This window comes from Hyphococcus sp. (genome assembly GCF_965267305.1).
Classification (GTDB): domain Bacteria; phylum Pseudomonadota; class Alphaproteobacteria; order Caulobacterales; family Parvularculaceae; genus Hyphococcus.
Genome location: NZ_OZ253945.1, coordinates 3,944,296 through 3,962,825 on the forward strand (window position 1 = coordinate 3,944,296; position 18,530 = coordinate 3,962,825).

Sequence of the window (18,530 nt, forward strand, 5' to 3'; positions counted from 1 at the left end):
TTGGGCGTTTTCGCAGCCCTTGCTACAGATGAAGCCGACGCCTATTCCAACGCGCGTTGCTTGACGCGCGCGCCGTCGCTGACCCGGTTGCCGGGATAAAGGATGATGGCGTCGCCTTCCTCGAGACCACTTCTCACCTCCGTGACGATGCCGTTATTGCGCCCAGCCTCGATAATGTGCAGGCGCGCGCGGCCGCGGTCGACGGCGAACACCGCCCAATTGTCGCCGCTGCGGAAGACGGCGCTTGACGGGATCGTGAGCGCGTTCTCATCCTCCCAGACGACGATGCGGACTTCGACGCGGAAACCGTGGCCGAGACGTTCGCGCGCATCTTCTGCTCCCGCGAATTGAATGATGGCGTTGACGCGCTGTTCCTCGACGCCGAGAGCGGAGTATTTTGTGAAACCCCAGGGTTCTATTCTTTCGACCCGGCCTTCGAGCGCTGGTTCTCCGCCCCATTTCTCGACGATCACCCGGTCGCCTGGCGAGACTTTCACCGCATCCGTTGACAGAAGTTCCGCGACGATTTCGAGATCGCCGAGCGGATCGCCGATTTCCAGAATTGGCGTTCCCGCCGGCATGACGGTTTCGCTTTCCTGCATGACGCGCAGGATGCGGCCAGAGATCGGCGCGCGTAAGGGGATCGAGGTTTGCGGATGCGGATTGGTGCCGGCTTCTTTCCGCTCGGCCTCAGTCGGCGTCATCAACATGGCGCGCGCATTGTCGAGATCGGCCTGACGCATGGCGACGGCGGCGCGCGCGGTGTCGAGGGCCGCGTCCGCAGACCGGAACGCGCGTTCGGCGCGGTCGAGCGCGGCCTCGGAAACCGTGTCGGATTTGCGCAAGGTCTGCGTGCGCGCGAGTTCCGCGCGCGCGTAATCGGCGTCTGCCTCTGCGCGGCGCATTTCGGCTCTTGCGAGCGTCAGCGCGGCTTCTGCGGCCTCGACGGCGGCGCGCGCCTGTTCTTCGGTGCGCACATCCAGAACGGAAGGCGTTGTCGGGGTCATCCGTGCAATGATTGTTTCATCCTCGATGACTTCATCGCCGGGCTCCACATCGACGCGCAGCAGCCGCCCGTTCACCGGCGCCGAGACCACATAGGCGTCGCGCACGCGAGTTTTTGCTTCTTCATCGATGGTCACCATCATGGGCCCGCGCCCGGCTTCGCCGAGATCGACGGCCATGGGGCGCGGCCAGAACGCATAGAGCATGAAGATCGCAACCACAGCGACCCCTGCGGCGATGACTGTCGTGCGAGATTTGAGGCCTTTCATCATTGTATCAATCCCGGGTTTTCAACGCGGTCGCCATCTCGATTTTGCCGACGTCATTTTGCACGAAGGCGCTGGCGACCGCGGTCGCCAGAAAAATTATGATCGCCGCAATCCCAAGCCCATTCTCTTTGTAGATTGTGGGGATTTGGTAAAGCTCCGTCGACATCGCCGTCGCCATATAGGACCAGATGAGATAGCCGAGGGCCGACCCGATGGGCAGGGCGAAGATGGTCAGCAGCGCCAGCTCCCCCAAAAGCACATAGCCTGTCTCGATCTTGGTGAAGCCGAGAACGCGCAGGCTCGCAAGATCGTGCTGACGCTCGATATAGGCGATGCGCGCGCTGTTATAGACGACGCCCGCCGCGATCACGATGGAGAACACCGTCATGATGTAGCGGAAGACGCCGGGCCCTTCGTCGATCATGTCGGAGAAATTCTGATAGGCCTCGCGCCGGAGGCTGACGCCTGCGACAAGCGGGATCGCCTTGATGCGGTCATAGACGGCGTCGCGCTCTGTCCAGTCGATCTTCAGATAAGCGCCGGAAACGCGGTTCGGTTCTTTGAGGCGCCGGTTGAGCGAGGCCATGTCCATATAGGCGGGCGTGCCGATCAGCGCTTCGACGAGGCCGGTGACGGGAATCTCAAGCGTCGGGCGCCGGCCTTCGCGCACTTCGACGGTGAGCGTATCGCCGACCGTGATGTTGAGGATTTCCGCTAGCTGTGCGGACAAGACGATCCCGTCGCCGGAGATTTCGACATCCTGCAAATCGTCATTGACGGCGCGGTTAAGCCGCGGATTGTCAGGGAGGCCGGTAATGCCGCCGAGAAACTCTTCGCGGTCATGTCTGAACATCACCGGCGTCGACCGGAAAGGCTCGACATAGGTCACGCCGTCAAGGCTGCCGAGTTCAAAGACGGTCTTGTCCGACAGGGGCTCGACAAAGGTGACAAGGACGTCGCTGCGATCGATGACGTTGAAACTCACATCGAGCATGTAATCGGTGGCGTTGACGTTGAAGCGCATCATCACCGAGAGTCCCATGGCGGCGCCGATGCCGAAGGTCGTGAGCGCCGCGCGCACCGGCTGGCGCGCAAGGCGTCGCACGATCATCCGGCTCGGCTGATCGAGATAGCGGCTCAGCGCTTTGATAATTCCATCCCCGCTTGCATATTTCGGCGGCGCCGGCGGGCGCATGGCGACTGCGGGAGTAAGATTGATGGCGGAGCGCACGGCGAACCACGCGCCGGCGGCTGCGGCGAAGGCGCTGATCGCCAGCACGATGCCGAGGGTCGAAAAATCTGCGACGAAAACCAGAAATGGAAAGTGGAAATAGATCTGATAAATCTCGCCGATCATGCGTCCGAGCCAGAAGCCGCCGGCCCAGCCGACGAGCGCGCCGCCCAGCGCAATCGCCAGCACGAATTTCAGATAATGCCAGCCGACGGCGCCGTTGGAATAGCCGAACGCCTTGATAAGGCCGATCTGCTCGCGTTCGGTCTGCACAAGCCTGGTGATCACCACATTCAAAAGAAAAATCGAGACGGCGAGAAAAATCGGCGGCATGACCCGGCCCATGGTTTTGAGCTGGGCCAGCTCCTCCACCAGAAATTTATTGGAGATCTGGTCCGCGCGGGAATAAGCGCCGACAGCGCCATAGGGGGCGAGAATACGATCGAGTTCGTCGATCAGAAATTGTTCGTTGGCGCCCGGCGCATAGGTCAAAACCGCTTCGTTGAAGGCGCCGTCGAGATCGTAAGCCGCCTCCATGGTTTCCTTGTTTGCCCAGAGCGCCGCGAAGCGCCCGGCGTCGGGAACGAAATCGCCTGGCGGCAGGGCGTAGATGAACTCCGGCGACAGAACGAGGCCGGCGATTTTGAAATCGTGGCGGACGCCATTCATGGTGATCGACAGGGAATCGCCGGGCTCTAAACCTTGAGCGTCCGCGAAAGATTTCAGCAGGAGAATTTCGTCGCTCTGCGTGGAAGAGATCATGCGTCCCGACGAGAGATGAACATCGTTGATCGGCGACCGCGCTTCCGGGTTGAAGGAGAGAACGCGCGCGCTGATCGGCGCGGAAACGCCTGGAAGCGCCACAAGACCGCCCCCATTGATGCGGCCCTCCACATCGTTGACGCCGGGCAAAGCGCGCAGTTCTTCGAGCAAATGATCCGGCGCGCGCTTCGCGGGCGCATACATGTCGGCGAACCGGTAACGCTCGTAATAGGCGCGCATGGTTTCGTCGAGGGACACCATCATCCCATGCGACATGACGAAGAGCGAGATGCCCGCCGCAATCACGAAAATAATCGCCGCGGCCTGGCCCTTGATGCGCCAGAGATCGCGCAGAAGCTTTTGGTCGAGGATGCTGATGGACGGAAACATTAACGCTTACCAGCTGATCTCTTCGGGCGAAGCCTTGGCGTCGTTTTTCACGACCTCGCGGATCTGTCCGTCGGCGAAATGGATCACGCGGTCGGCCATGGCGGCGGTGGCGGCGGCGTGAGTAATGATCAGCGTCGTCGTGCCGAGCCGCGTGTTGAGATCCTGAAGCGCTTTCAGCACGCCGACCCCGGTCGTGCTGTCGAGGGCGCCGGTGGGCTCGTCACAGAAAAGCACCGTCGGGTTCTTGGCGATGGCTCTCGCTATGGCGACCCGCTGTTGTTCGCCGCCGGAGAGTTCAGACGGAAAGTGCGTCGCCCGGTTTTTCAGGCCGACCATGTCGAGCGCATCGATGGCCTTCATGGGGGCTGGAGCGATCTCCGCAACGAGGTCGACATTTTCAAGCGCGGTAAGGCTCGGCATCAGATTATAGAACTGGAAGACAAAGCCCACATGACGACGGCGATAGGCTGTGAGCTGATGATCGTTCATCGCCGTCAGCTCTTCGTTCAGAAAAAACGCCTCGCCGCTCGAGGCGCGATCAATGCCGCCGAGAATATTGAGCAGGGTCGATTTGCCGCTGCCGGACGGGCCGAGCAGCACGACGAGTTCGCCGGCCGGAATTTCAAGGTCGACCCCGCGCAATGCGTGCACCGCCGCCGGCCCCTCGCCATAGACTTTGGAGAGGCCTTTGGTCAGAAATGCGAGATTGCCGCCTTCCGGGGGCTTCGTTGGTTGGCTCATATCTTTGTCGAACATCCGGCGCAAACTCACCTCGTCCGGCGACGCCCCTCATAGTTTCAGCCGGCCTTTAGGCTAAAAATCATCGGCCAATCATGAGCGAGGTCAAGTTGAGAGACGATCTTGACCGCGTGTAAGAGGGCTATACCTCCAATCAGCTGCGCTTGGCGTCCCCGACAGGATTCGAACCTGTGGCCCCCAGATTAGGAATCTGGTGCTCTATCCTGCTGAGCTACGGGGACAAGAGCGGCCGCTTTCTAGCCCATATCGCAACGCATCAAAACCGCCAGATCGGCGGGCCCCCTAAATTTCCTGAAAACGTCTTGGAATCGTTTTCCTTTAGCTGATTAACCGCCATAATTAGCGGGCGGTATCCGCCGGGACGGCGGCCCAACCGGCGGCTAAGGGGATCAGGCGGGAGACGGTATGATTGCGCGCAGACAATATGTAATCGGGGCGGCGGCGGTTCTGGCGGCGTTTGCGCTGGGGCTGCTTCTCGGGCGGACGATTGCGCCCGACTCGGGGTCGCGGACCGCACCCAACAGCCAGCCTGTGGTCTCCGCCGAACGGGGCAAGGCCCAGCGCCGCCCGTTTCAGGAGCGCCGGTCCGAGAACGCCGAACGCCCGGAAGAGGAAGAGCCTAAGAATTTCTCCTATCGCCGCCTGCGCCTCGACACCGGGACGGCGACGCCGAAAGCCTGCCTCCAGTTCAATCGCGACCTCAATGACAGCGGCGACGTCAACTATGGAGACTTCGTGCGCGTCAGCCCCGCCGATGGCTCCGCTATCGAGGTCGACGGAACCTCGCTCTGCTTGACCGGTCTTGAGTTCGACAAGGATTATCGCGTGCGCCTGCGCGCCGGATTGCCCTCGGCCAAGGGGGATCGCCTTGAGCGCACGGAAGAAGTCACGGTCGCTTTCGGCGACAAGCCGTCTTATGCGGGCTTCGCCGGCGACGGCGTTATCCTGCCGCGGTTAGAGGCTGACGGCATCGGGATCGAGACCGTCAATGTGGAGAAGGTTGAGATCAAGGTCTACCGCGTCTCCGACCGGTCATTGGCGCGCAAGAATATCGTGGCGGGCGAAGCGAGCGGCGAGGATCAATATTCCTATGTCTGGGATCAGGAAGACGGTCAGGATGTGGGCGTCGAGGTTTGGAAGGGCGAAATCGCGACGCCCGGCGAGCGCAACGAAACGACGACCACCGTGTTCGCCCTTGGCGCGGCGCTCGGCGAGCTGACGCCCGGCGCCTATTTCCTGCGGCTGAAAGACGTATCGCCCGGCGCCGATGAATACCGCGCGGCGCAGGCCTGGCGCTGGATCCTGTTCACCGACATGGCGCTCACCACTTACTCAGGCGCGGATGGCATCGATGTCTTCGTGCGCTCGATCTCGACCGCGCGCGCCATGGCCGGGGTTGAACTCTCGCTGATCGCCGCCAACAACGACATCCTCGCGACTGCGATCACCAATGCGGACGGCCGCGCGCATTTCGCCGAAGAGGCAGTCAATGGCGATTATCCGTTAACGCCGCGCATGCTCATGGCCTATGGGCCTCAGGACGACTACGCCGCGCTCGATCTCGACCGCGCGCCGCTCGATCTTTCCGACCGCGATGTGGGCGGGCGCGCCGCGCCGTCGAAAGTCGACGCCTTCGTTTATCTCGACCGCGGCATCTATCGCCCCGGCGAGACGGTGCATGTCTCGGGTCTTCTGCGCGATGACGCCGGCAAGGCAATCGAGAACCGCCCGCTCACCGTCACCATCCGCCGTCCCAACGGAACCGAAGCCGACAAGCGCCGCATCGATGAACTCACCGTCGGCGGCTTCACCTTCGATTACGATGTGCCTGACGCCGCGCCGCGCGGCATGTGGAATATTCAGGTTGAGGCGGATGGCGTCGAGGGCTTTGTCGGCGCCGAACAATTCTCCGTCGAAGACTTCGTGCCCCAGCGTCTTGAGGTGAAACTTGAAGGCGATGAGAAAACCCCGATCCGTCCCGGCGAAACCCGGGAGATGTCGGTCGAAAGCCGGTTCCTTTATGGCGCGCCGGCGAGCGGTCTCGCTGTTGAGGCCGAAGCGCGGCTGCGGCTCGATCCCAATCCGTTTCCGGATTTTTCCGGCTATCGTTTCGGGCCGGTGAACGGGCGTTTCGACGAGCGCTTCCTGACCCTGCCGAATACGACGACCGATGCGGCGGGCGAGGCGAGCGTCGCCATTAATGTGGACGACGCGCCGAAAAATTATGGCGCCCCCATGCGCGCTGATGTGGTTGTGGGCGTTGTTGAGCCCGGCGGGCGCGTGGTGCGCGAATCGGCGCGCATTCCGGTGCGTCCGGATGACGCTTATGTCGGCTTGAAACTCGCCAATGATGCGTCGAGCTTCGGACAAGGCGAAGAGGTCGGCGTCAACGCCGTGCTTATCGACTGGCAGGGCCAGTTGATTGCAGGCGATGTCGAATGGCGTCTCGTCGAGGAAGATTACTGGTTCGACTGGTATCGCGAGAATGGCCAGTGGCGCTGGCGCCGGTCCTTCCGCGATGTTCTCGTCGCCGAAGGCCGCGGCAAGACCGGACCGGATGAGATTGCGACGCTGGTCAATCAGCGTATCGATCCGGGCACCTATCGTCTGACAGTTTCTCAAGCTGGCGGAAAAGCCAAAAGCGACATCCGTTTCTATGTGGGCTGGCGTTCCTATGCGGCGGGCGCGGACTCGCCCGATCAGGCGGCGCTCACCCTGCAGAACGACAAGGTGACGCCGGGTTCGCGCGCGCGACTGTTCCTCAATCCCCCTTACGAGGGCGAGGCGACCATCGTCATCGCGACGGACAAGGTGCAGCTCGTGCAGCGCATGGGCGTCGAGGCCAAAGGCCGCGAGATCATCGTCGACACCGATCCGAGCTGGGGCGCGGGCTTTTATGTGATGGCGACGGTGGTGACGCCGCGCGATCCCGGCGACCGGCCGGTGCCGCGCCGCGCCATGGCGGTTTCCTATGTGCCGTTCGACATGTCGGCGCGCAAACTCGATGTCGCCATCGAGGATCCGGACGTGTTCCGACCGCGTCAGCGGCTCGATCTTCCGGTGACGGTCTCGGGCGCCGCGCCGGGCGCGACGGTGATGATGACGGTCGCTGCGGTAGACGAAGGCATTCTGCGCCTCACCAAATTCGCGTCCCCCGATCCGGTCGATTATTATTACGGCAAGAAACGTCTCGGCGTTGACGTGCGCGACGATTACGGCCGCATCCTTGACGCCAATCTCGGCGCGGCGGCGCGGTTCGGCGGCGATAGTCTCGGCGGCGAAGGCCTCACGGTTGTGCCGACGAAATCGGTGGCGCTTTTCACCGGCCCCGTGACCGTCGGCGCCGGCGGCAAGACCACCGTTCCCATTGAAGTGCCGGACTTCAATGGCGAATTGCGCCTCATGGCCGTGGCCTGGTCAAAGGAGAAACTCGGCTCGGACTCCGAGGCTTTGACCGTGCGCGATCCGGTGCCGGCGGAACTTGCGCTGCCGCGCTTCCTTGCGCCGGGCGATGTGGCGACCGCAACGCTTCTCATCGACAATGTCGACGGCGAGGCGGGCGACTATAAAGTGTCGCTGACGGGCGAGGGGCCGGTGGATATCTCGTCGACCCATACCTTCACGCTCGCCAGCAGCGAAAAGCAGACCCAAACCTTCTCTTTCGAAACCGGCGAAGTCGGCATCGGCGCCGTCAATCTCAGCGTCGAAGGACCCGGCGGGTTTTCGGTGTCGCGGTCTTATCCGATCCAGTCGCGCACGCCGTACTTCCCGGTGACGGAGGTGCGGACCGCGGCGCTCGAACCCGGAGAGACCTTCCAGCTCACCGATGCGGTGACGGCGCCCTATGTCGAAGGCTCGGCCGATGTGACGGTCTCGTTCTCGCGTCTCGACGGCGTCGAGCCCGGACCGCTGCTCGATGCGCTTTACCGCTATCCTTACGGCTGCTCGGAACAGCTTACGAGTTCGGCGATGCCGCTGCTCTTCGTCGACGTGCTCGGCGGCGAAGTGGGCAAGGGGCCGGAGCGTGCGGTGCGTCCGCGCGTTCAAAAAGCCGTGAACGAGCTTTTGAACCGGCAATCGCCGGACGGCGCCTTCGGCCTCTGGCGGGTCGGCGACAGTTGGGCGTCGCCATGGCTCGGCGCCTATGTCACGGACTTCCTCTATCGCGCCAAGAACGAAGGTTACGGCGTGCCCGACGACGCACTCGCGCGGGCGTATGACTCTCTTGAAGACATCGCGCGCGTCGACCGCTGGTATCTTGCGAGCTATCAGACCAACGTTCCGGAATTCACTGGCAACAACGACACGCGCGAATTCCTGAAACGCCGCTCCGCGGCCTATGCGCTTTACGTGCTGGCGCGCGCCGGCAGAGCTGATCTCTCCGATCTGCGTTATTTCCACGACGCGCTTCTCGAAGGCACGCCGAGCCCGCTCGCCCGCGCCCATATCGGCGCGGCGCTCGCCATGATGGGCGACCGCGCGCGCGCAAACAGCGCCTTCGAACAGGCGATGCAGGCGGTGGGCTGGCAGAACCGCGGCGATTACTACCAGACCAATCTGCGCGACGTGGCGGGGCTGGTGGCGCTCGCCGTCGAGGCCGGCCAGACCGATAAGACCGAAGCGCTCGTCGAGCAGCTCAAAACCTATATGAAAGACCCGAAGGCGATGCACACGCAGGAAAAGGCGTTCACGCTTCTGGCGGCGCAGGCATTGTTGCGGACGTCGGAGGCGGTGGAGCTTTCGGTCAATGGCCAGAGCCTCGCCGATCTTCCGCCGGCGCCGTCATTCACGCCCAACGAGGCGGAAATCGACGACGGCGTCGCCTATCGCAATGACGGCGAGGGGCAGATCTTCCGTTCCCTGACGGTGTCGGGCTCGCCGACATCGGCGCCGCCGGCGACTCAGCAGGGCTTCACGCTGACCAAGCGCATTGCGACGCGCGACGGCCGACCGGCGGACCTTTCAGCGGTGCGCCAGAACGACCGGCTTGTGGTCGTCATCAGCGGAACCGCGACGGATCAACGTCTTCATCCCGCGGTGATCGCCGACCTGCTTCCGGCGGGGCTGGAAATCGAAGCGATCCTCAATCCGGACGATGCCGGCGGCGCGGGGAATAACGGACCCTATAAATGGGCCGGCGCGCTGTCCTATCCGAAAGTCGCCGAAGCGCGCGACGACCGGTTTGTCGCCGCTGTCGACGTCAGGGGCGGCGACCGTTTCACGCTCGCCTATGTGGTCCGCGCCGTGACGCCGGGCGAGTTCGTGATGCCGGGCGCCGTCATTGAAGACATGTACCGGCCCGGCGAGTTCGCGCGGACCGAAGTCGGCCGGCTCTCCGTCGCCGCGGCGGAGTGATGAATTGGTCGAACTTTCTTTCACCTCTCCCGCTTGCGGGAGAGGTCGGATTTTCTAGGGAAAATCCGGGTGAGGGTGTTCTTCGTTGAAATTTTTGCCCACCATAATTCCCCCTCACCCCAACCCCTCTCCCAAAGGGAGAGGGGCTTTGCGGGTGCTTGCGGGGGTATGTGCGTGCTTCATAATTTTGGCCGCGCTCGATCTCCTTTTCCCTCCGCCATTGGAGCGCGCCAACGAACTGTCGCCGCTCGTCACCGATCGCAATGGCGAATGGCTTCACGCTTTTGCAACGCCGGAAGGGCGCTGGCGGTTTGAAGCCGATCTCGACCAGGTCGATCCGGTTTTCGTCTACCGGCTCATCGCGGTTGAGGACAAGCGCTTCTATTCCCATTGGGGGGTCGATCCGCTGGCGGTGATGCGCGCCGGCGTCAGTTCCGCAAAAGCGGGGCATGTGGTTTCTGGCGCGTCCACCATCACCATGCAGACGGCGCGGCTCCTTGAACCGCGCGAGCGCACGGTCGGCGCCAAGCTCGCCGAAATGGTGCGCGCGCTTCAGATCGAGCGGCGGTTGTCGAAGCGCGAAATTCTGGAGCTTTATCTGACGCTCGCGCCCTATGGCGGCAATATCGAAGGCGTGCGCGCCGCCTCGCGCATCTATTTCGACAAGGAGCCGACGCGGCTCACCGATGCGGAGCAGGCGCTGCTGATCGCGCTGCCCCAGGCGCCGGAGGCGCGGCGGCCTGACCTGCGCTCTCGGGCGGCGAAAGCGGCGCGAAGGGAAGTCCTTCAAAAACTTGCGGCGGCAGGCGCGATGGATGACGTCCATGCAGAAGAGGCCGACGAGGCGCGCTTGCCCGTGGCGCGCCATCCCTTGCCGCGCATGGCCTATCATGCAACGCAGGAGCTTGCGCGCGCCCATAAACCCGGCGTTATCCGGTCGACCCTCGATGCGTCGCTGCAGGCGCGGGCCGAAACGATGCTCGCCGATTATGTGAAGCCGTTCGATGATGGCGCTACGGCGTCGCTGCTCATCGTCGACAACAAGACCCGCGCCGTGCGCGCGAGCGTCGGCTCCTCGGGTCTCGACGTCAAAGGCGGCTGGATCGATCTGACGACTGCGACGCGTTCCCCCGGTTCGACATTGAAGCCCTTCATTTACGGCCTCGCTTTCGAAGCGGGATACGCGTCGGCGAATACGGTAATCGACGATATGCCGCGTGCTTTCGGCGATTATGCGCCGGAAAATTTCGACCGCACTTTCCGTGGCGAGGTGCGGGTGCGCGACGCCTTGCAGCATTCGCTGAATGTGCCTGCAGTGCGCGCGCTTGACCGGATCGGCGCGTCGCGTTTCGCGGCGCTCATTCGGGCGGCGGGCGTCGACTTGAAAACGCCAAACCGCGCCGACAAGTCGCCGGGTCTTGCGCTGGCGCTGGGCGGCGCCGGCGTTACGGCGCGCGAGATCGCGACGCTTTATGCGGGGCTGGGCGGGGGCGGCGAAGTCGCGCCGCTGGTCTGGAAAGCGGCTGACGAACAGAAACCGGATCACGCCTATCGCCTGTTCTCCGAAGACACGGCCGCGCGCATCTCCTCCATTCTCGCCGGAGCGCCGTCGCTCGAAGGCCGCGCGCCCGCCGATCTGTCGCGCAAGGCCTCGCGCGTCGCCTTCAAGACCGGCACATCCTACGGCTTTCGCGACGCCTGGGCGGCGGGTCATGGCGGCGGCTATACTGTCGTCGTCTGGGTCGGCCGCGCCGATGGCGCGCCGCGGCCCGGCGCCACAGGACGCAAGACGGCGGCGCCGCTGCTCTTTGAGGTCTTCGACATGCTCGATCGTAACGGCGCCACAGAAGGCGAGATCGAGGAGATGGAAGACGACGCCCCCGTACTCGCTATGGCGCATTTCGGCGTCTCGCAGGATAAAGCGCCGCCACAGATCGTCTTTCCCCGCGACGGGGTCGAAGTGTTTCTGGGCGCGGAGAAGCGCGGCTTTTCGCTGGCAGCGCGCGGTGGCGAAGGGGATTTGCGCTGGTATGTCAACGGCGAGCCCCTCGACGTCGAGCAGACTAGCGGGCGTCATATATGGCGGCCTGTGCGCGCCGGATTTTACGATGTGACGGTTGTCGATAAAGCAGGACGCCGGTCGCGTTCGAAAGTGCGCGTCATTTCCGGATGAAGCGGCGCGGCTTCATTACAGGCGCCGCCTCGCTTTGCGCTTCACGCAGTTTTGCGCAAACCGGCGCCGACAATGCGCTGGCGCTTTCCGGCGATCGTTTTGCAATGAATGGCGCCGAGTTCATGCTCGCAGATGTATTGGCGCCGCCGCTTTATGTTCTGGACGATGAAACGCCTCCGCATTTCGAGGCATCGCGCAGCGCTTTGCAAACCTTGTTGAGTGGCGTGATCGAAGTCGAAGACGTTTTGCCGCCTACACGCTGGGGCGTGCGCCCGGTAATCGTGCGGACAAGCGCAGCGACGCTTCAGGAAATATTGGCGGCGACGGGCGCGGTGCGTGTTGCGCCGCAGACGGACCATCATGACGTTATTCGGCGTTTGCTCGCCCTTGAGGCGCAAGCGCGAGCGGAAAGGCGAGGGCTCTGGGCGCTTTCCGCCTATCGGGTTTTCGATGCGGCAGATGCGGACGGCGCCGTTGGCGCTTTCAATCTGATCGAAGGAACAGTCCTCACCGCGGAAAAACACGGAAGCCGTTTCTATCTCAATTTCGGCGAGGATTTCCGTGAGGATTTCACCGCCAGCGCCCCGTCGCGGCTCTCCGCCCGCTGGGCCGAAGACGGCTTCGACCTCGCGGCGTTACGCGGCGCGAGGGTGCGCGTGCGCGGCTTTGTCGAGGCGATCAACGGACCGTCGATCGACCTCAACCATCCCTTGCAGATTGAGCGGCTGGATTAGGCCGTGGCGGCGGCCGCCGTTTTCTTTTTCAGGACGCCTTCAAGCTCTTCGATCGCCTTGCCGAGATCGACGTCGCGCACGGCGGCGACTTCGCGCGCCATGCGGTCGAGGGCGGCTTCAAAAAGCTGACGCTCGGAATAGCTCTGTTCCGGCTGATCTTCGCCGCGGTAAAGATCGCGCACCACCTCCGCGACGAGCTTGATGTCGCCGGAATTGATCTTGGCGTCATATTCCTGTGCGCGGCGGCTCCACATGGTGCGCTTGATGCGCGCGCGGCCTTTCAGCGTCGAAATCGCGTCTTTCACCGTCTTGTCGTCGGACAGGGGGCGCATGCCCGCCGCCTTCGCCTTGCCGGTGGGGACCCGCAGCTTCATCTTCTCCTGGTCGAAGTCGATCACGAAAAGCTCGATGGGGATGCCCGCCACCTGCTGCTTTTCCAGATTAATGATCTTGCCGACCCCGTGCGCCGGATAGACGATCTTGTCATTGACCTTGAAATCCTGCTTCGCGGTGGTCGAGGCTTCTGTGTTGATCGAAGCCTCGGCGTCCGCTTGGGGCGCGTCCTTAGGGGGCGTCATGGAAGGGGTCGGGATCGAGGCGGCGAGGGTCGTTTTGCGCGGCGCCTGGCCCACATTCACCGGTTTCGGTTTGGGCGGGGCTTTGGTCTCAGCCTTTGCGGTTTTTTTCGCGGCCTTCGCGGGCGCCGTCTTTTTCGCTGCAGCTTTTTTTTCGGGAGCGGGTTTCGGCGCGGCCTTCTTGGCCGTGGTCTTCACCGAGGGCTTCGCCGCCGCCGTTTTTTTGGCGGCGGTTTTCTTTGCCGTGGTTTTAACGGAGGCCTTCTTGGCGCTGGTCTTCACCGCCGCTTTCTTCTTGGCGGGCTTTTTCGCGGAGGTTTTTACCGTGGCTTTTTTGACGGCTTTTTTCGCGGGCGCGGTGTTTTTTGCTGCGGTCTTTTTCTTTGACGCCGTGGTTTTCACGGCCGCCTTTTTCGCCGGCGCCTTCTTAGCGGCGGTTTTCTTCTTGGTTGTCGCTTTCTTCGCCATGGGTGACCCTAATGTAGCGGCGCCGGCCCCAGCCGGCGGAGTTTCGAGGGGCGGATGCGTCATGCGGGGCCCAAGGGGCTGCGCCGCTGGATTTTTCCCCAACGGATTCGCAGCTTCCGAGGCGCGCCGCCCTCTGCCTAAGCCGCCTACCTCCCATTCAGAATGGAGACAAGTAAGCCTTCAGCATCAAGGGGTTAAGTGTTAGTCCGAAGACTCCGGCTTAACGGCGCGCGCCGTAAAACGATCCAGAATTCAGCTATAATATTAGCACAAAATTTCAACCTTCGCTACAGCTTTGCTTGGCTGGCGGAGGCGGGGCGGATGACCGCCTAAAAGGGGACTTTAAGAGCCTTCGCCGGGCTTGTCGGAGAAATATTTCTCGAATTTGCCCTCCTCCTCGGCGAGGGCGTCGGCGTCCGGCATCGGGTCGATTTTCTGGGTGATGTTCGGCCATTCGGCGGCGTATTTGGTGTTCAGCTCGAGCCATTTATCGGCCCCCGCCTCGGTGTCGGGGATGATGGCCTCGGCGGGGCATTCGGGCTCGCACACGCCGCAATCGATGCACTCGTCCGGGTGGATCACCAGCATGTTCTCGCCCTCGTAGAAGCAGTCGACGGGGCACACCTCAACGCAATCAGTGTATTTGCACTTGATGCAGGCTTCGGTCACCACATAGGTCATGTCGCAGGCGCTCCTTACTGTCGGTGTCGGTTTTCGCCTTTCTTACCCGCTCGCCGCCGGGAAGCAAGCGAGCTTTCCTGAAGGGCTTCTCATTTTCCCTTGAGAGTTTACCTGAGCCGGGCGGCGACCCGGGCGCGGGCGGCGCCCGACTCCTGGTCGTCCACATAGATGAGGCCGCAGATCTGGCGGATCAGGGTCTCCTCAAAAGGGTCGCGCTCCCCGTCGGAGAGAACGATTTCCCAAAGCTCCTCAATGAGTTCGATTTTCTCCTCGCGGCTCATCGCCTTGGCGATCTTGGTGAAGCGCTGGATATCCGTGGCGCCAGCCTGTGCGGCTTCGGCGCGGACTCGCAGAGAAGACGCTTCGGCGTCGGAAAGGCTGAAACGTTTCTTCAGCGCCCGTTCAATGATGACAGTTTCACCTTCGTCATAATTTTCATCTACCCGCGCCGCTTCAATCAGCAGCGCCGCGAAGGCGATCTCAAGCTGCGCAGCAGCATTGGTTTCGGGCGCTTCAGCTTTGAAGCGTTGGAACAGTTTGTCGAACATCAAGTCTTCCTATTCAGCAGTTTTCAGCGCGGCAAGGGCGCGGCGGTCTTTCTTGGTGGGGCGCCCGGCGCCTTTTTCGCGCGCGAAGGGAATGGCCGGCGTTTCGTCCTTTGGCGGGGGCGGCGGAGAACGGTCTTCGTAAAGGGTTTGCGCTTCGCTTGCCGGCCCGCGGCGCTCGGCGCAGGCGAGGATATGGATGACGCGCAGGCGTTCGTTCCGTGTAAAGACGATCACGTCGCCAGGACGAATGGACGCGCTTGGCTTGTCGGCGCGGCTCGTCGCCTCGCCGCGGGTAATGCGCACATGGCCGTCGCTGACGAACTTGGCGGCGAGGGTGCGGGTTTTGAAAAAGCGCGCCATCCAGAGCCATTTGTCGAGACGCTGCGCGGCGCTCGTAGCTTCGGCGGCTTTGACCGTCATTCAGCCTTCTCTGGGGCTTTGTTTTTCTCGTCTTTGGACGCGCCGGAAAGTTCAGCCTTGAGCCCCGCGAGCACGGCGAAGGGCGAATTCGGATCGGCTTTTTTCTCGCGCTTCGGCCCGGCGGTGTAGACGGCGCCCTTGCGCGGCTGGTCCTTGCCGCGGCGGGGGCCGCCGCCCTTGCTGTTTTTGCCGCGACGGTCATTGCGGTCGCCGTCGCGATGTTTGCCGCCACCATCTCGCTGGCCGTGGCGTTGCTGACCCTGACGGTGGTCGCCTTGTTTGCCGTCTTCGCGCCGCGCCTGTTTGCCTTGCGGTTTTCCTTGCGGCTTTGGACGGCGCGGAGCAGGGCGCCATAGCGTGACTTCGATTTCGTCCGCCTCAGCCGGTGCGGCGGCAGTCTGATCTGATGCCTCTGGCCCCGTCTCGACAACATCGGACCCCTGAGGAGCGCTCGCTGTCGCGGCCGGCGCTTCAGGCGCATCTTCTGGTGTCGCTGTCGTCGGCGCGGCCGGCGCCGGCGTTTCGGCAGCGCCGCTTGCGCTTGCGTCTTCGGATGTTCCCGCTTGCGGCGCAGTTCCGAGCGCGGCGTCCGTCGCCGCCGATGGCGCGGCTTCGGCGGCAGGCGCATCTTCAGGCTTTGCTTCAGCGGTGGGCGCCGCTTCGGCTTTCGGCTCGACCTTGCGCTTCACGGTGTTCTTGCGGAATCCGAGCGAGCGCAGGATCGCCTCGAAATCTTCGCCTGAACACCCGACCAGCGACATCATCTGCGCATTGGACTGGAAGCCTTCCTTGCCGCCTTCATTGCGCGCGGTGCGGATGAGGCCCGCCAGCCGCTCCAGCATGTCGATCCGGACGGCGCGCACGCCCGACGGGCGATAGCCGCCAGCGTAATAATAGGCATGCGGAAGATGCTCGTTCATCTCAATGGAAACACGGCCCGCAGCGGGAGCCGGAACCTCGCCCGCCTTGCGGTCGGTCCACAGCGCCCACAACAGCGTCAGCAAGGAAGCAGGCCCCGGCTTCAAGAGCGCCGGCATGAAAAGCGTGAACTCGCCGAAGCGCACGCCGAGTTTTCTGAGCTTCGCGCGTTCTTCCTGATCGATCTGTTTCAGATCATCGCCGAACTGCGTGCGCGAGGTGGCGCCAAAATTTTCAACGAGGCGGTATGCGACGCCTTTGGTGATGCCTTTGAGGCCCTCTTCGGATTCTGAATTCGCGGCGGACTGAAGCGCGACAAGCGGACCGAGTAATCCTTCGATCTTCGCGGCGACAAAATCTTTCATGCGGTCTTCGACACGGCCGCGCAAATTCGGCGTCACTTCCGCTAGGCCGGAAATGGCGAGCGACGGACGCAACGGCGCCGGGCCTTTTTGCAATTGCGCAACGGGCGCCGATCGCCACCAGACGGTTCCGCCATCGTCGAGGCGCAACTCGCCAGCCTCAGCGTTCGCCAGCGCGGCGGCGCGCGCAGCCAGAACCGGACGCAGCGCTTTTTCGCCGGCGGCGCGCAACGATTTCGCTTCCGCGCCGCTTGCACGCGGATCGACGATGAATTCAAACCCTAAAAGGCGGCCGATGAATTGGCCTTCCACAATCACTTCTCCGTCGTCAGTGACGCCCGCCAGTAGAGGGGCGTCATCTTTCAAACGCTTTAACAGGGTTGCCGTGCGCCGGTCGACAAAGCGTTGCGTCAGTTTTTCATGCAGCGCATCCGAGAGCCTGTCTTCTATCGCGCGGGCGCGCTCTTGCCAATAAGGGGCGCGGTCGAGCCAATGGGCGCGGTGCGAAAGATAGGTCCATGTCCTGATATGGGCGATGCGCGCCGAAAGCGCGTCTATATCGCCGTCGATCCGGTCAAGCCGTTCTATGCGCGGCGCGAGCCATTCATCGGGCAAACGCCCTTCACCCATCAAAAGTTCGAAGATGTCGCCTAAAAGACGCGCATGCTGGTCGCCGCCGGTTTTGCGGAAATCGGGGATCTGGCAGATGTCCCATAAGAGGCCAAGCGCAGCCCCGCCCTTCGCCATGTCGCGAATGTCGTCGCGTGCGGCGAGGCGATAAAGCGCGTCTTCGTCATCCTCGCGGCGTGAGCGCATGAAGTAATCGCGCGGCGGCGGCCGGTCGAGGGAAAGCCTCAATGCGGAGAGTGAGGAAAGGTCAATCTGCTCCGACCGCCACATCAATGCTTTCACCGGATCGAACTGGTGATCCTCGATAGCGGTGACGAGATCTTCGTCGAAGGCTGGACAATCCGTCGTGACGCCGAAGGTGCCGTCGCGCACATGCCGCCCCGCGCGGCCGGCGATCTGCGCGAGTTCCGACGGCGTCAAATTGCGCGGGCGGCGTCCGTCGAATTTTCGCGACGCGGCGAAGGCCACATGGTCGATATCCATGTTGAGGCCCATGCCGATGGCGTCGGTGGCGATGAGGAAATCCACTTCGCCCGATTGATAGAGTTCGGCCTGTGCGTTCCTGGTGCGCGGGGAAAGCGCGCCGAGCACAACGGCCGCGCCGCCGCGCTGGCGTCGGATAAGTTCGGCGAGCGCGTAAACCGTATCCGCTGAAAAGGCGACGATGGCCGAGCGGCGGGGCAGGCGCGTCGCCTTTTTCGGACCCGTATAGGTAAGCCGCGAAAACCGGTCGCGCGACAGGAACTCGATCCGCTTGAACATCCGCTGCAGGATCGGGCGCATGGTGTGCGAGCCGAGGAACAAGGTCTCGCCGCGTCCGCGCGCATGGAGGAGGCGCGAGGTGAAGACGCGGCCCCGTTCAGGATCGGCAGCGAGCTGGATTTCGTCGATGGCGAGGAAATCGACCTCGCGCTCAAGGGGCATGGCCTCGACCGTCGCCACCCAGTAGCGCGGGTTCGGCGGGATGATCTTCTCCTCGCCGGTGACGAGGGCGACCTCGCGCGGGTCGCGGACGGAGATGATCCGGTCATAAATCTCCCGGGCGAGGAGCCGCAGGGGCAAGCCGATCATCCCCGATTTGTGGGCGAGCATCCGCTCCAGCGCATAATGGGTCTTGCCGGTATTGGTGGGGCCCAGCACCGCGCATAGCCGCCCCCCGCCGGAAGACGAGAACTCATCGAAAAAAGAAGGAGAGGACACGATGCGCCGTTCTTTCTGGCGTCACGAGCGTCAAATCAGACGCGGTTTCA

Annotated in this window: 11 protein-coding genes and 1 tRNA gene; 3 read left to right on the plus strand and 9 right to left on the minus strand. The window is 63.0% G+C overall.

Annotated elements, in window-relative coordinates; all coding sequences use genetic code 11:
* Window positions 1–41: 41 nt before the first annotated feature.
* The 4 genes from ACQY5P_RS19105 to ACQY5P_RS19120 all read right to left on the minus strand — a co-directional run bounded on the left by ACQY5P_RS19105 (window position 42) and on the right by ACQY5P_RS19120 (window position 4,637).
* Window positions 42–1,277: an efflux RND transporter periplasmic adaptor subunit gene (locus ACQY5P_RS19105; RefSeq protein WP_428408471.1), complete on the minus strand. Its 1,236-nt coding sequence runs from the start codon at window positions 1,275–1,277 to the stop codon at window positions 42–44.
* 4 nt (window positions 1,278–1,281) lie between these two features.
* The gene (locus ACQY5P_RS19110; RefSeq protein WP_428408472.1) at window positions 1,282–3,657 is read right to left on the minus strand and encodes an ABC transporter permease; all 2,376 of its coding nucleotides are present in this window, start codon (window positions 3,655–3,657) and stop codon (window positions 1,282–1,284) included.
* 6 nt (window positions 3,658–3,663) lie between these two features.
* Window positions 3,664–4,398, minus strand: a complete 735-nt coding sequence (locus ACQY5P_RS19115; protein ID WP_428408473.1) for an ABC transporter ATP-binding protein — start codon at window positions 4,396–4,398, stop codon at window positions 3,664–3,666.
* A 162-nt stretch (window positions 4,399–4,560) separates the two neighbouring features.
* A tRNA-Arg gene (locus ACQY5P_RS19120) sits at window positions 4,561–4,637 on the minus strand.
* 184 nt (window positions 4,638–4,821) lie between these two features.
* Between ACQY5P_RS19120 and ACQY5P_RS19125 the strand changes: the two genes are divergently transcribed.
* The 3 genes from ACQY5P_RS19125 to ACQY5P_RS19135 all read left to right on the plus strand — a co-directional run bounded on the left by ACQY5P_RS19125 (window position 4,822) and on the right by ACQY5P_RS19135 (window position 12,678).
* On the plus strand, window positions 4,822–9,771 hold the full coding sequence (locus tag ACQY5P_RS19125; protein WP_428408474.1) for an alpha-2-macroglobulin family protein: 4,950 nt from the start codon (window positions 4,822–4,824) through the stop codon (window positions 9,769–9,771).
* Between the two features lie 187 nt (window positions 9,772–9,958).
* A complete protein-coding gene (gene pbpC, locus ACQY5P_RS19130; RefSeq protein WP_428408475.1) occupies window positions 9,959–11,944 on the plus strand; it encodes a penicillin-binding protein 1C in 1,986 nt (661 codons plus the stop codon).
* Window positions 11,941–12,678, plus strand: a complete 738-nt coding sequence (locus ACQY5P_RS19135) for a thermonuclease family protein (RefSeq protein WP_428408476.1) — start codon at window positions 11,941–11,943, stop codon at window positions 12,676–12,678. The genes pbpC and ACQY5P_RS19135 overlap by 4 nt, the downstream gene beginning before the upstream one ends.
* Here the strand turns inward: ACQY5P_RS19135 and ACQY5P_RS19140 are convergent.
* From ACQY5P_RS19140 to ACQY5P_RS19160, 5 genes are all read right to left on the minus strand, one after another.
* On the minus strand, window positions 12,675–13,721 hold the full coding sequence (locus tag ACQY5P_RS19140; RefSeq protein ID WP_428408477.1) for a CarD family transcriptional regulator: 1,047 nt from the start codon (window positions 13,719–13,721) through the stop codon (window positions 12,675–12,677). The genes ACQY5P_RS19135 and ACQY5P_RS19140 overlap by 4 nt on opposite strands.
* Window positions 13,722–14,063: 342 nt before the next feature.
* The gene (gene fdxA, locus ACQY5P_RS19145) at window positions 14,064–14,402 is read right to left on the minus strand and encodes a ferredoxin FdxA (RefSeq protein WP_428408478.1); all 339 of its coding nucleotides are present in this window, start codon (window positions 14,400–14,402) and stop codon (window positions 14,064–14,066) included.
* A gap of 107 nt (window positions 14,403–14,509) precedes the next feature.
* Window positions 14,510–14,950: a TerB family tellurite resistance protein gene (locus tag ACQY5P_RS19150; protein ID WP_428408479.1), complete on the minus strand. Its 441-nt coding sequence runs from the start codon at window positions 14,948–14,950 to the stop codon at window positions 14,510–14,512.
* A 9-nt stretch (window positions 14,951–14,959) separates the two neighbouring features.
* Window positions 14,960–15,370: an RNA-binding S4 domain-containing protein gene (locus ACQY5P_RS19155; RefSeq protein WP_428408480.1), complete on the minus strand. Its 411-nt coding sequence runs from the start codon at window positions 15,368–15,370 to the stop codon at window positions 14,960–14,962.
* Window positions 15,367–18,480 carry a helicase-related protein gene (locus ACQY5P_RS19160; RefSeq protein WP_428408481.1) on the minus strand — a complete coding sequence of 1,038 codons (3,114 nt, stop codon included), beginning with the start codon at window positions 18,478–18,480 and terminating at the stop codon, window positions 15,367–15,369. Before ACQY5P_RS19160 ends, ACQY5P_RS19155 begins: the two co-directional genes overlap by 4 nt.
* Window positions 18,481–18,530 lie beyond the last annotated feature (50 nt).

What these genes read in the sequence shown, in the direction of transcription:
- ACQY5P_RS19105 (WP_428408471.1), bottom strand. Translation starts at nt 1,277, where the DNA reads ATGATGAAAGGCCTCAAATCTCGCACGACAGTCATCGCCGCAGGGGTC.
- ACQY5P_RS19110 (WP_428408472.1), bottom strand. Translation starts at nt 3,657, where the DNA reads ATGTTTCCGTCCATCAGCATCCTCGACCAAAAGCTTCTGCGCGATCTC.
- ACQY5P_RS19115 (WP_428408473.1), bottom strand. Translation starts at nt 4,398, where the DNA reads ATGAGCCAACCAACGAAGCCCCCGGAAGGCGGCAATCTCGCATTTCTG.
- ACQY5P_RS19125 (WP_428408474.1), top strand. Translation starts at nt 4,822, where the DNA reads ATGATTGCGCGCAGACAATATGTAATCGGGGCGGCGGCGGTTCTGGCG.
- ACQY5P_RS19135 (WP_428408476.1), top strand. Translation starts at nt 11,941, where the DNA reads ATGAAGCGGCGCGGCTTCATTACAGGCGCCGCCTCGCTTTGCGCTTCA.
- ACQY5P_RS19140 (WP_428408477.1), bottom strand. Translation starts at nt 13,721, where the DNA reads ATGGCGAAGAAAGCGACAACCAAGAAGAAAACCGCCGCTAAGAAGGCG.
- fdxA (WP_428408478.1), bottom strand. Translation starts at nt 14,402, where the DNA reads ATGACCTATGTGGTGACCGAAGCCTGCATCAAGTGCAAATACACTGAT.
- ACQY5P_RS19150 (WP_428408479.1), bottom strand. Translation starts at nt 14,950, where the DNA reads ATGTTCGACAAACTGTTCCAACGCTTCAAAGCTGAAGCGCCCGAAACC.
- ACQY5P_RS19155 (WP_428408480.1), bottom strand. Translation starts at nt 15,370, where the DNA reads ATGACGGTCAAAGCCGCCGAAGCTACGAGCGCCGCGCAGCGTCTCGAC.